15 protein-coding genes are annotated in these 11,864 nt (G+C 45.5%); all 15 read left to right on the top strand.

Annotation, left to right across the window (positions count from 1 at the left end; genetic code table 11):
• Window positions 1-20: 20 nt before the first annotated feature.
• The 15 genes from MHB62_RS19160 to MHB62_RS19090 all read left to right on the top strand — a co-directional run bounded on the left by MHB62_RS19160 (window position 21) and on the right by MHB62_RS19090 (window position 11,842).
• Window positions 21-578 carry a manganese efflux pump MntP family protein gene (locus tag MHB62_RS19160; RefSeq protein WP_003227661.1) on the top strand — a complete coding sequence of 186 codons (558 nt, stop codon included), beginning with the start codon at window positions 21-23 and terminating at the stop codon, window positions 576-578.
• A 75-nt stretch (window positions 579-653) separates the two neighbouring features.
• A complete protein-coding gene (gene prpB / locus MHB62_RS19155; protein ID WP_015384897.1) occupies window positions 654-1,106 on the top strand; it encodes a protein arginine phosphatase PrpB in 453 nt (150 codons plus the stop codon).
• Window positions 1,107-1,262: 156 nt separating this feature from the next.
• Window positions 1,263-1,712: a ribose 5-phosphate isomerase B gene (gene rpiB, locus MHB62_RS19150; RefSeq protein WP_003221910.1), complete on the top strand. Its 450-nt coding sequence runs from the start codon at window positions 1,263-1,265 to the stop codon at window positions 1,710-1,712.
• A 12-nt stretch (window positions 1,713-1,724) separates the two neighbouring features.
• Window positions 1,725-2,267, top strand: coding sequence for a TIGR01440 family protein (locus MHB62_RS19145; RefSeq protein ID WP_003227667.1), 543 nt, complete (start codon window positions 1,725-1,727; stop codon window positions 2,265-2,267).
• 206 nt (window positions 2,268-2,473) lie between these two features.
• Window positions 2,474-3,721 (top strand): serine hydroxymethyltransferase, encoded by a 1,248-nt coding sequence (glyA, locus tag MHB62_RS19140; protein ID WP_003227669.1) that lies wholly within the window; start codon window positions 2,474-2,476, stop codon window positions 3,719-3,721.
• Window positions 3,722-3,855: 134 nt separating this feature from the next.
• Complete coding sequence (gene upp, locus MHB62_RS19135) at window positions 3,856-4,485, top strand: uracil phosphoribosyltransferase (protein ID WP_003227670.1); 630 nt, start codon at window positions 3,856-3,858, stop codon at window positions 4,483-4,485.
• Between the two features lie 422 nt (window positions 4,486-4,907).
• On the top strand, window positions 4,908-5,291 hold the full coding sequence (gene atpI, locus MHB62_RS19130; RefSeq protein ID WP_003243159.1) for an ATP synthase subunit I: 384 nt from the start codon (window positions 4,908-4,910) through the stop codon (window positions 5,289-5,291).
• A 7-nt stretch (window positions 5,292-5,298) separates the two neighbouring features.
• A complete protein-coding gene (gene atpB / locus MHB62_RS19125) occupies window positions 5,299-6,033 on the top strand; it encodes a F0F1 ATP synthase subunit A (protein ID WP_003242621.1) in 735 nt (244 codons plus the stop codon).
• A 45-nt stretch (window positions 6,034-6,078) separates the two neighbouring features.
• Window positions 6,079-6,291: a F0F1 ATP synthase subunit C gene (gene atpE / locus MHB62_RS19120; protein ID WP_003151167.1), complete on the top strand. Its 213-nt coding sequence runs from the start codon at window positions 6,079-6,081 to the stop codon at window positions 6,289-6,291.
• A 162-nt stretch (window positions 6,292-6,453) separates the two neighbouring features.
• Complete coding sequence (gene atpF, locus MHB62_RS19115) at window positions 6,454-6,966, top strand: F0F1 ATP synthase subunit B (protein WP_003244051.1); 513 nt, start codon at window positions 6,454-6,456, stop codon at window positions 6,964-6,966.
• Window positions 6,963-7,508, top strand: coding sequence for a F0F1 ATP synthase subunit delta (locus MHB62_RS19110; RefSeq protein ID WP_404978340.1), 546 nt, complete (start codon window positions 6,963-6,965; stop codon window positions 7,506-7,508). Before atpF ends, MHB62_RS19110 begins: the two co-directional genes overlap by 4 nt.
• A 16-nt stretch (window positions 7,509-7,524) precedes the next feature.
• Window positions 7,525-9,033, top strand: a complete 1,509-nt coding sequence (gene atpA, locus MHB62_RS19105) for a F0F1 ATP synthase subunit alpha (RefSeq protein ID WP_003227681.1) — start codon at window positions 7,525-7,527, stop codon at window positions 9,031-9,033.
• A 76-nt stretch (window positions 9,034-9,109) separates the two neighbouring features.
• A complete protein-coding gene (gene atpG, locus MHB62_RS19100; RefSeq protein ID WP_003244388.1) occupies window positions 9,110-9,973 on the top strand; it encodes an ATP synthase F1 subunit gamma in 864 nt (287 codons plus the stop codon).
• A 25-nt stretch (window positions 9,974-9,998) separates the two neighbouring features.
• Window positions 9,999-11,420 carry a F0F1 ATP synthase subunit beta gene (gene atpD, locus MHB62_RS19095; RefSeq protein WP_003227686.1) on the top strand — a complete coding sequence of 474 codons (1,422 nt, stop codon included), beginning with the start codon at window positions 9,999-10,001 and terminating at the stop codon, window positions 11,418-11,420.
• 23 nt (window positions 11,421-11,443) lie between these two features.
• Entirely contained in the window at window positions 11,444-11,842 is a 399-nt protein-coding gene (locus MHB62_RS19090) for a F0F1 ATP synthase subunit epsilon (protein WP_014478254.1), read from the top strand.
• Window positions 11,843-11,864: the final 22 nt, after the last annotated feature.

Raw genomic sequence — 11,864 nt, 5'->3', positions numbered from 1 at the left:
TCCAAGGGGGTTATTTATGTATGTCGGATTTGTTTATAGGCGAACTGATTACATTAAGCATCATGGCGTTTGCTTTAGGGATGGATGCTTTTTCTGTCGGCCTTGGAATGGGCATGGTCAAACTTAGAAAGAAGCAGATATTCTATATTGGTTTCATCATCGGCCTCTTTCACGTCATCATGCCTCTCGCAGGGATGGCGGCCGGTAACATGCTGTCAGGGCTCCTCGGCGTGTTAGCGGTTTATATCGGTGGGGCGCTGCTTTTTGTTCTTGGGGTTCAAATGCTTATGGCCTCTTTTAAACAGTCAGAAGAACGATTCATGTCACCGGCAGGGCCGGGCTTATTGCTGTTTGCCATCGGCGTCAGCCTTGACAGCTTTTCCGTCGGCTTGAGCTTGGGGATATACGGCTCGCATCCGCTCCTCACAATTACCCTGTTCGGGCTGTTCAGCATGATGTTGACATGGCTGGGCCTGCTGGTCGGAAAACAAGTGCAGTCATGGCTTGGCACATACAGCGAAGCGCTCGGGGGCATCATATTAATCGTGTTTGGATTAAAGCTGCTTTTGCCAATTTAATATACCAATAAAAGAAACGAAGTCGCCGTTTCTTTTTTCTTCATATATAATAGAGAAAAATAAGGGGTGACTGACATGGATATTATTTTTGTCTGTACTGGAAATACGTGCCGCAGCCCAATGGCTGAGGCGCTTTTTAAATCAATTGCAGAAATGGAAGGGCTGAATGTCAATGTCCGCTCGGCAGGCGTGTTTGCTTCACCTAATGGGAAAGCGACGCCTCATGCAGTCGAAGCGCTGTTTGAAAAACACATTGCCCTTAATCATGTGTCTTCTCCATTAACTGAAGAACATATGGAGTCGGCTGATTTGGTTCTGGCTATGACCCATCAGCACAAACAGATCATTGCCAGCCAATTTGGACGTTATCGTGATAAAGTGTTTACGTTAAAAGAATATGTCACAGGCAGCCATGGTGATGTCATCGATCCGTTCGGCGGCTCAATTGACATCTATAAACAAACGCGAGATGAGCTTGAAGAGCTTCTTCGGCAGCTGGCAAAACAGCTGAAAAAAGACCGTAGATAAGTTGTCAGAAAATCTGCAAACAGGTCATTTGCAAATCCTGCGTGAAGGAGTAGAATATAGTGAAAAGCACATCATATGGTGTGAATCAAAGAGCGGACAGGCTGCGCGGTCAATAAAGCGGGCGGGCCGCATCACACACGCTGGGAGGAAAAGCAGATGAAAGTAGCCATTGCATCGGATCATGGCGGCGTTCACATTCGAAATGAAATCAAAGAGTTAATGGACGAATTGCAAATTGAATATATTGATATGGGCTGTGACTGCGGCAGCGGCTCTGTCGATTATCCGGATTATGCTTTTCCGGTGGCCGAAAAAGTGGTTAGCGGCGAAGTTGACAGAGGCATTTTAATTTGCGGGACAGGCATCGGCATGAGCATTTCCGCTAATAAAGTAAAAGGGATTCGCTGTGCGCTTGCGCACGATACCTTCAGCGCGAAGGCGACGAGGGAGCATAATGACACAAACATCCTTGCGATGGGTGAACGGGTGATCGGACCTGGTTTGGCTCGGGAAATCGCAAAAATCTGGCTGACTACTGAGTTTACCGGGGGAAGACACCAAACGCGTATTGGAAAAATCTCAGATTATGAAGAGAAAAACCTGTAGGGGTGCTGTTTAATGAATGAGTTGAAACAAACGTGGAAGACGATGCTGTCTGAGTTTCAGGACCAAGCGGAATTGAAACAAGATCAGCTCTTCGTCCTTGGATGCAGCACGAGCGAAGTGGCCGGCAGCCGGATCGGCACATCGGGCAGTGTAGATATCGCTGAAAGCATCTACAGCGGACTTGCCGAGCTTCGGGAAAAAACGGGAATCCATCTGGCGTTCCAATGCTGCGAGCATTTGAACAGAGCGCTTGTCGTCGAAGCAGAAACAGCCAAGCTGTTCAGGCTTCCAACCGTTTCTGCCGTGCCCGTTCCAAAAGCGGGCGGAGCGATGGCGTCTTATGCGTTTAAGCAGATGAAGTCTCCTGTTCTTGTTGAAACCATTCAGGCTGACGCCGGAATTGATATAGGCGATACGTTTATCGGCATGCATCTGAAGCCGGTGGCTGTCCCTGTGCGTGTCTCTCAAAACAGCCTCGGTTCAGCTCATGTGACATTGGCGCGTACACGGCCGAAACTAATCGGCGGAGTGCGGGCGGTTTATGAGTGCGAATGAAAGGACTGCATAGCCAGTCTTTTCTTTTATTTTAAGACAGTGAAATAAATTCCGAACTTTAAATTAAATTTAAGTTATTAATATTCGTTTTTACCAATAAAAATTTAGATTTTTTAAAAATAATCTTTTACATCGGCCTTAAAAACCATGTACAATAGTGATGGTAAAAACAAAGAACAGGATACGGATAGGAGAGGATCTCGCTGATGAAACATTTACCTGCGCAAGACGAACAAGTGTTTAACGCCATTAAAAATGAGCGTGAGCGCCAACAGACTAAGATCGAATTGATTGCTTCTGAGAACTTTGTAAGTGAAGCGGTTATGGAAGCACAAGGATCTGTTTTGACAAATAAGTACGCAGAAGGATATCCGGGCAAACGCTACTACGGCGGATGCGAGCACGTCGATGTCGTTGAAGATATCGCCCGTGACCGCGCGAAGGAAATCTTTGGAGCGGAGCATGTAAACGTTCAGCCTCATTCAGGCGCACAAGCAAACATGGCAGTGTACTTCACGATTTTGGAGCAAGGCGATACTGTACTTGGGATGAACCTCTCCCACGGCGGCCATTTAACACACGGAAGCCCAGTCAACTTCAGCGGTGTTCAATATAACTTTGTTGAGTACGGCGTAGATAAAGAAACTCAATATATTGATTACGATGACGTGCGTGAAAAAGCCCTCGCTCATAAACCGAAGCTTATCGTAGCAGGAGCAAGTGCGTATCCTCGTACAATCGACTTTAAGAAATTCCGTGAAATTGCTGATGAAGTCGGCGCTTACTTCATGGTGGATATGGCACATATCGCAGGACTTGTTGCGGCAGGCCTTCATCCAAACCCGGTTCCTTACGCTGATTTCGTTACAACAACAACACATAAAACACTTCGCGGTCCTCGAGGCGGTATGATCCTTTGCCGTGAAGAGTTTGGCAAGAAAATTGATAAATCGATCTTCCCTGGAATTCAAGGCGGCCCGCTGATGCACGTTATTGCCGCAAAAGCTGTTTCATTCGGTGAAGTATTGCAGGACGATTTCAAAACATATGCACAAAACGTCATTTCAAATGCGAAACGTCTGGCTGAAGCCTTAACGAAAGAGGGCATCCAGCTCGTTTCAGGCGGAACAGACAACCACCTTATCCTTGTTGATCTTCGTTCGCTCGGACTGACTGGTAAGGTTGCGGAGCATGTACTTGATGAAATCGGTATTACGTCTAACAAAAACGCGATTCCATATGATCCTGAAAAACCTTTCGTAACAAGCGGCATCCGTCTTGGGACAGCTGCTGTAACCAGCCGTGGTTTTGACGGAGACGCATTAGAAGAAGTCGGTGCTATCATTGCGCTTGCATTGAAAAACCACGAAGACGAAGGAAAACTTGAAGAAGCAAGACAGCGTGTAGCTGCTCTGACTGATAAATTTCCTTTATATAAAGAATTAGATTATTAAGATCCTAAAACCCGCTTGGGCTTATGCCCGGCGGGTTTTTTGACGATGTTCTTGAAACTCAATGTCTTTTTTTGTAGAATCAATAGAAGTGTGTAATTGTTGATGGGACAATAAAAAAGGAGCTGAAACACAGTATGGGAAAGGTTTATGTATTTGATCATCCTTTAATTCAGCACAAGCTGACATATATACGGAATGAAAATACAGGTACGAAGGATTTTAGAGAGTTAGTAGATGAAGTGGCTACACTCATGGCATTTGAAATTACCCGCGATCTTCCTCTGGAAGAAGTGGATATCAATACACCGGTTCAGGCTGCGAAATCGAAAGTCATCTCAGGGAAAAAACTCGGAGTGGTTCCTATCCTCAGAGCAGGATTGGGAATGGTTGACGGCATTTTAAAGCTGATTCCTGCGGCAAAAGTGGGACATGTCGGCCTTTACCGTGATCCAGAAACCTTAAAACCCGTGGAATACTATGTCAAGCTTCCTTCTGATGTGGAAGAGCGTGAATTCATCGTGGTTGACCCGATGCTCGCTACAGGCGGTTCCGCAGTTGAAGCCATTCACAGCCTTAAAAAACGCGGTGCGAAAAATATCCGTTTCATGTGTCTTGTAGCAGCGCCGGAGGGTGTGGAAGAATTGCAGAAGCATCATTCGGACGTTGATATTTACATTGCGGCGCTAGATGAAAAATTAAATGAAAAAGGATATATTGTTCCAGGTCTCGGAGATGCGGGTGACCGCATGTTTGGAACAAAATAAAAAATGAAATCCCCAAAAGGGGGTTTCATTTTTTTATCCAGTTTTTTGCTATTCGGTGAATCTGTATACAATTATAGGTGAAAATGTGAACATTCTGTGGAGACGTAAAGTATAAAAAGTTTTTTAACTTTAAACAGATTGACACATGTTAGGGGCTATTGTATGCTAAACGAGGGTATTATGAGAAGGTTTTCATAGCTTTCATTATAGTCCTCATCCTCAATGTAAATCCTCTCAGCAAACCCGTATTATGAGGATTTATTTAAGCGAATGAAACAGCATCCCTGCAAGGCTTGCGGATGAATGATTTTTTCGAACAGGCCCGTTTTGCCGGTCAAAAAAGGTCTTCTACTAAGGGTTAACCGCTGATTTTTGCCGTATCCAAGCTATACATTATTTTTTCATCAGGAGACAGATAATTGATGGACGATCCCAAGCTTACATTTAGCAGACAACGCAAATATTTATTGTTCATTTTGGCAGTGTATGTACTGGGTTATGGTTTAACAGCGTATAAAACCGTTTTTTTAGGCCTTATTCTGGGAACTGTTTTCAGTTTGTTTAATTTTTTACTGCTCGTCAGAAGAATGAATGCTTTTGACAGAGCTGTTGAGAAAGGAAAGTCCATACGATCTCTCGGGAGCGCAGCGCGGTGGTGCAATGCGATTCTTGCTGTGGCTGTTGCCTATAAAAATCCCGAATACTTTCATATGGCAAGTACAGTTATTGGATTAATGACAATATACCCTGTCATTATGATAGATTCCTTTATCCAGCTTAAACGTTCATCAATGGAAGAGAGGTGAAAACCCTTTGAATCATGGTTACAGAACTATAGAATTTCTAGGTCTTACTTTTAATCTGACAAACATTCTGATGATTACTGTGGCGAGTGTGATTGTTTTATTGATTGCTATATTGACGACAAGAACGCTTTCGATCCGTCCCGGAAAAGCCCAGAATTTTATGGAATGGATTGTTGATTTCGTCCGCAATATTATTGGCAGTACAATGGATTTAAAAACAGGGGCTAACTTCTTGGCACTTGGTGTCACATTGCTGATGTACATATTTGTGTCGAATATGCTGGGGCTGCCGTTCTCTATTACAATCGGACATGAGCTCTGGTGGAAGTCTCCGACAGCCGATCCTGCCATTACATTAACGCTAGCCGTGATGGTTGTTGCTTTAACCCACTACTATGGTGTGAAGATGAAAGGGCTCAAGGAATATTCCAAAGACTATTTAAGACCTGTTCCATTCATGCTCCCGATGAAAATCATCGAAGAGTTTGCGAATACGCTGACTCTAGGTTTGCGGCTGTATGGTAACATCTTCGCCGGTGAGATTCTTCTCGGCCTGCTTGCGGGATTAGCAACAAGCCATTATTCGCAAAGCGTGGCTCTCGGTCTTGTCGGTACAATCGGTGCCATTCTGCCGATGCTGGCATGGCAAGCATTCAGTTTATTTATTGGTGCTATCCAGGCATTTATCTTTACAATGCTGACGATGGTGTACATGTCTCATAAAATCAGTCATGATCATTAAAACATTATATCCAAACGGATAACATTTTAAAGGAGGAACTTTTTCATGAATTTAATAGCAGCTGCGATTGCAATTGGTTTAGGCGCACTTGGTGCAGGTATTGGTAACGGTTTGATTGTTTCACGTACGGTAGAGGGGATTGCCCGTCAGCCGGAAGCAGGTAAAGAACTGAGAACTCTTATGTTCATGGGTATCGCATTAGTTGAAGCCCTTCCTATTATCGCTGTCGTTATCGCATTCTTAGCGTTCTTTGGCTAAGCATAAAAGCCTTATATGAACTAAAAATGGCGAAGATCATTCCAAGAGAACCTTCGCCATTGCTTTATGTCTGATAAGCATCCCGCCTTGCCGGCTGAAAAGAGACAAGTGCGGCTGCTGGATCAGCAAAGAAAAACCTGCAGAAGGGAGTTGCCGTAGTAGATGTCTCAATTACCACTTGAACTAGGATTGTCGTTTAACGGCGGAGATATCCTGTTCCAACTGTTAGCTATGTTAATCTTATTAGCGCTTCTGAAGAAATACGCTTTAGGGCCGCTATTAAACATAATGAAACAGCGTGAAGACCACATCGCTGGAGAAATTACGTCTGCTGAAGAAAAAAATAAAGAAGCGCAGCAGCTGATTGAAGAGCAGCGCGTTCTTTTAAAAGAAGCAAGACAAGAATCCCAAACTCTTATCGAAAACGCAAAGAAACTGGGAGAGAAGCAAAAAGAAGAGATTATTCAGGCTGCACGTGCAGAATCTGAACGTCTGAAAGAAGCAGCAAGAACTGAAATCGTGAAGGAAAAAGAACAGGCGGTTTCTGCTCTCCGTGAGCAAGTAGCGTCTCTTTCTGTCATGATTGCGTCGAAAGTGATCGAAAAAGAACTGGATGAACAAGCGCAAGAGAAATTGATCCAGGACTATCTTAAAGAGGTAGGAGAAAGCCGATGAGTGGATCAGCTGTCTCTAAACGATATGCATCAGCTCTTTTTGATATAGCCAATGAGTCCGCTCAGCTGAATCAAGTAGAAGAAGAGCTAACTGTTGTAAAACAAGTATTTCAAAATGAAAAAGCGCTTAATGATGTGTTGAACCATCCGAAGGTGTCGGCTGCGAAGAAAAAAGAGCTGATCCAAAATGCATTTGGCTCTTTGTCACAGTCCGTGCTTAATACGATTTTTCTTTTGATTGACCGCCATCGTGCCGCGATTGTGCCTGAGCTCACAGATGAGTTTATCAAACTCGCAAATGAGGCCCGTCAAACAGAAGACGCAATCGTATATTCAGTGAAACCGCTGACGGATGCTGAAATTTTACCATTATCACAAGTGTTTGCAAAAAAAGCCGGAGTCGCTTCACTGAGAATCAGAAATGAAGTGCAGACGGATTTAATAGGCGGCATTAAAGTCCGCATTGGAAACCGGATTTATGACGGCAGCGTAAGCGGGAAGCTTCAGCGCATTGAACGTCAATTAGCCGGGGAAAATCGATAGAAGGGGTGAAACCTAAGTGAGCATCAAAGCTGAAGAGATTAGCACGCTGATAAAACAGCAAATACAAAATTATCAATCTGATATTGAAGTTCAAGACGTAGGTACAGTCATCCAAGTCGGTGACGGTATTGCACGTGTGCACGGCCTTGACAACTGTATGGCCGGTGAACTTGTCGAATTTTCAAACGGTGTTTTGGGTATGGCTCAAAACCTTGAAGAATCAAACGTAGGTATCGTCATCTTAGGACCTTTCAGTGAGATCCGTGAGGGAGACGAAGTAAAAAGAACAGGCCGCATCATGGAGGTTCCTGTTGGTGAAGAGTTAATCGGCCGTATTGTAAATCCGTTAGGCCAGCCGGTAGACGGACTTGGCCCGATCCTGACAAGCAAAACTCGTCCGATTGAGAGCCCTGCACCAGGCGTTATGGACCGTAAATCCGTTCATGAACCGCTTCAAACCGGTATCAAAGCGATCGATGCACTGATTCCAATCGGCCGCGGCCAGCGTGAGCTGATCATCGGTGACCGTCAAACAGGTAAAACATCTGTTGCGATCGATGCGATCCTGAACCAAAAAGACCAAGACATGATCTGCGTATATGTTGCGATCGGTCAAAAAGAATCAACAGTCCGCGGCGTAGTAGAAACATTGCGTAAACACGGCGCGCTTGATTATACAATTGTTGTAACGGCGTCTGCGTCACAGCCGGCACCGCTTCTGTACCTGGCACCGTATGCTGGGGTTACAATGGCAGAAGAATTTATGTACAGCGGCAAGCACGTTCTTGTTGTATACGATGATCTTTCTAAACAAGCGGCTGCTTACCGTGAGCTGTCCTTGCTTCTTCGCCGTCCGCCAGGCCGTGAAGCGTTCCCTGGGGATGTATTCTATCTTCATTCCCGTCTGCTTGAGCGTGCAGCAAAGCTTAGCGACGCGAAAGGCGCAGGATCAATTACAGCTCTGCCGTTCGTAGAAACACAAGCCGGAGATATCTCTGCTTATATTCCGACGAACGTCATTTCCATCACCGACGGACAGATCTTCCTGCAATCTGATTTGTTCTTCTCAGGCGTACGTCCAGCGATCAACGCCGGATTGTCTGTATCCCGTGTCGGCGGCTCAGCGCAAATCAAAGCGATGAAAAAAGTATCAGGTACTTTGCGTCTTGACCTTGCGTCATACCGTGAGCTGGAAGCATTCGCTCAATTCGGTTCTGACCTCGACCAAGCGACTCAGGCAAAACTGAACCGCGGTGCACGTACAGTTGAAGTGCTGAAGCAGGATCTGAACAAGCCGCTTCCGGTTGAAAAGCAAGTAGCCATTCTTTATGCGCTGACAAAAGGATATCTCGATGATATTCCTGTGGCGGATATCAGACGTTTTGAAGATGAGTACTACATGTACCTTGACCAAAACCATAAAGACCTGCTTGACGGAATTGCGAAAACAGGAAACCTTCCTGCTGATGAAGACTTCAAAGCTGCAATCGAAGGCTTCAAACGCACATTTGCACCAAGCAACTAACTCGAATGCTGATGAGAGAAAAAGGTTCTCTTTTTCTCTCTTTTTACGCAGATGAAGAGAAAAGGTGGTGAAATCTTTGGCCTCATTACGCGATATTAAGTCAAGGATCACGTCAACGAAAAAAACAAGTCAGATTACAAAAGCCATGCAGATGGTATCTGCGGCTAAGCTGAATCGTGCTGAAAACAATGCAAAATCATTTGTGCCATATATGGATAAAATCCAAGAGGTTGTGTCAAACGTCGGAAGAGTTTCCGGCAACGTGAAGCACCCGATGCTTCTCAGCAGAGAAGTGAAAAAAACGGCATACCTTGTCATTACGTCTGACCGCGGTCTTGCCGGCGCTTTTAACAGTTCGGTTTTACGGAGTGCTTATCAGGCCATGCAAGAACGTCATCAGTCTAAGGATGAGTATGCGGTGATTGCCATCGGAAGAGTGGGCCGTGATTTCTTTAAGAAACGGGAGATTCCGATCATTTCCGAGTTAACAGGACTTGGGGATGAAGTAACGTTTACAGAAATTAAAGATCTTGCCCGTCAAACGATTCAAATGTTTATAGACGGTGCGTTTGATGAATTGCACCTTGTTTATAACCATTTTGTCAGCGCCATTACTCAAGAAGTAACGGAGAAAAAACTTCTGCCGTTATCTGATTTGGGCAGCGGCGGCGGAAAAAGAACGGCGTCTTATGAATTTGAACCATCTGAAGAGGAGGTTCTGGAGGTTTTGCTTCCTCAATATGCAGAAAGCTTAATCTTCGGTGCGCTTCTTGACAGTAAAGCAAGTGAGCACGCTGCAAGAATGACGGCGATGAAAAATGCGACAGACAACGCGAAGGAACTTATCGATTCACTTTCGCTTTCTTACAACCGCGCTCGCCAAGCAGCCATCACACAAGAAATTACGGAAATTGTCGGCGGAGCAGCCGCTTTAGAATAGAAAGATTTTGTCAGGAGGGATAGCGATGAAGAAAGGACGCGTTAGCCAGGTATTAGGACCGGTCGTCGACGTGCGTTTTGAAGACGGTCACTTGCCTGAAATTTATAATGCGATTAAAATTTCACAGCCAGCTGCAAGTGAAAACGAAGTAGGTATTGATTTAACGCTTGAGGTCGCTCTTCATTTAGGTGATGATACAGTCCGTACAATCGCAATGGCATCTACAGATGGTGTTCAGCGCGGTATGGAAGCTGTAGATACAGGAGCGCCAATCTCAGTACCGGTTGGTGATGTAACACTTGGACGTGTATTTAACGTTCTCGGAGAAAATATTGATTTGAATGAGCCGGTTCCTGCGGATGCAAAAAAGGATCCGATTCACAGACAGGCGCCTTCATTCGATCAGCTTTCAACAGAAGTTGAAATTCTTGAAACAGGTATTAAGGTTGTTGATTTGCTTGCTCCTTACATTAAGGGCGGTAAAATCGGATTGTTCGGTGGTGCCGGTGTAGGTAAAACCGTATTAATCCAGGAATTAATCAACAACATCGCGCAAGAGCACGGCGGTATCTCTGTATTCGCCGGCGTAGGAGAGCGTACTCGTGAAGGGAACGACCTTTTCTACGAAATGAGTGACTCTGGCGTAATCAACAAAACAGCCATGGTATTCGGACAAATGAACGAGCCGCCGGGCGCACGTATGCGTGTTGCTTTGACAGGCCTTACAATGGCTGAGCACTTCCGTGATGTACAAGGACAGGACGTACTGTTCTTTATCGATAACATTTTCCGTTTCACACAAGCGGGTTCAGAGGTTTCAGCCCTTCTTGGCCGTATGCCTTCAGCGGTTGGTTATCAGCCGACGCTTGCAACTGAGATGGGTCAGCTCCAAGAGCGTATTACGTCTACGAACGTTGGATCAGTTACATCTATCCAGGCGATCTACGTGCCTGCCGATGACTACACTGACCCGGCGCCGGCAACAACGTTCGCTCACTTGGATGCGACAACAAACCTTGAGCGTAAATTAACTGAAATGGGTATTTACCCTGCGGTTGATCCGTTGGCATCTACATCACGCGCCCTTGCTCCTGAAATTGTCGGAGAAGAGCATTATGCGGTTGCGCGTGAAGTACAGTCAACGCTTCAGCGTTACAAAGAGCTTCAAGATATCATTGCGATTCTCGGTATGGATGAACTAGGCGAGGAAGACAAACTTGTCGTTCACCGCGCACGCCGTATCCAGTTCTTCCTTTCTCAGAACTTCCACGTGGCTGAACAGTTCACTGGACAAAAAGGTTCTTACGTGCCTGTAAAAGAGACGGTACAAGGCTTCAAAGAAATCTTAGCCGGTAAATACGACCATCTTCCAGAAGATGCGTTCCGTCTTGTAGGCCGTATCGAAGAAGTTGTTGAGAAAGCAAAAGAAATGGGTGTAGAAGTTTAATCTGGTCCTAGGAGGGTAAAAGCATGAAGACCGTTAAAGTCAATATCGTTACTCCCGACGGCCCAGTATACGATGCGGATATCGAAATGGTGAGTGTGAGAGCCGAAAGCGGCGATCTCGGTATTTTGCCAGGCCATATTCCAACCGTGGCTCCTCTTAAAATCGGCGCTGTCCGTCTGAAAAAAGACGGGCAGACTGAAATGGTTGCCGTCAGCGGCGGTTTTGTAGAAGTCCGTCCTGATCAGGTCACCATCCTTGCCCAGGCTGCCGAGACAGCGGAAGGCATCGATAAAGAGCGCGCTGAAGCTGCACGCCAGCGGGCGCAGGAGCGTTTGAATTCTCAATCAGATGATACTGACATTCGTCGGGCTGAGCTTGCGTTACAGCGGGCTTTGAACAGATTGGATGTAGCAGGGAAATAAGAAAAAATCCTTCTCTTTATGA

It is taken from the genome of Bacillus sp. FSL K6-0255 (genome assembly GCF_045040725.1).
Lineage (GTDB): Bacteria > Bacillota > Bacilli > Bacillales > Bacillaceae > Bacillus > Bacillus subtilis.
Note: the sequence above shows the minus strand (reverse complement) of the source record. Positions and strands in the feature narration are given on the sequence as shown.

Coding starts and splice junctions, on each gene's coding strand:
- rpiB (WP_003221910.1), top strand. CDS start 1,263: ATGAAAGTAGCCATTGCATCGGATCATGGCGGCGTTCACATTCGAAAT.
- atpD (WP_003227686.1), top strand. CDS start 9,999: ATGAAGAAAGGACGCGTTAGCCAGGTATTAGGACCGGTCGTCGACGTG.
- MHB62_RS19090 (WP_014478254.1), top strand. CDS start 11,444: ATGAAGACCGTTAAAGTCAATATCGTTACTCCCGACGGCCCAGTATAC.
- glyA (WP_003227669.1), top strand. CDS start 2,474: ATGAAACATTTACCTGCGCAAGACGAACAAGTGTTTAACGCCATTAAA.
- atpF (WP_003244051.1), top strand. CDS start 6,454: ATGTCTCAATTACCACTTGAACTAGGATTGTCGTTTAACGGCGGAGAT.
- MHB62_RS19160 (WP_003227661.1), top strand. CDS start 21: ATGTCGGATTTGTTTATAGGCGAACTGATTACATTAAGCATCATGGCG.
- atpE (WP_003151167.1), top strand. CDS start 6,079: ATGAATTTAATAGCAGCTGCGATTGCAATTGGTTTAGGCGCACTTGGT.
- atpI (WP_003243159.1), top strand. CDS start 4,908: ATGGACGATCCCAAGCTTACATTTAGCAGACAACGCAAATATTTATTG.
- MHB62_RS19110 (WP_404978340.1), top strand. CDS start 6,963: ATGAGTGGATCAGCTGTCTCTAAACGATATGCATCAGCTCTTTTTGAT.
- prpB (WP_015384897.1), top strand. CDS start 654: ATGGATATTATTTTTGTCTGTACTGGAAATACGTGCCGCAGCCCAATG.
- MHB62_RS19145 (WP_003227667.1), top strand. CDS start 1,725: ATGAATGAGTTGAAACAAACGTGGAAGACGATGCTGTCTGAGTTTCAG.
- upp (WP_003227670.1), top strand. CDS start 3,856: ATGGGAAAGGTTTATGTATTTGATCATCCTTTAATTCAGCACAAGCTG.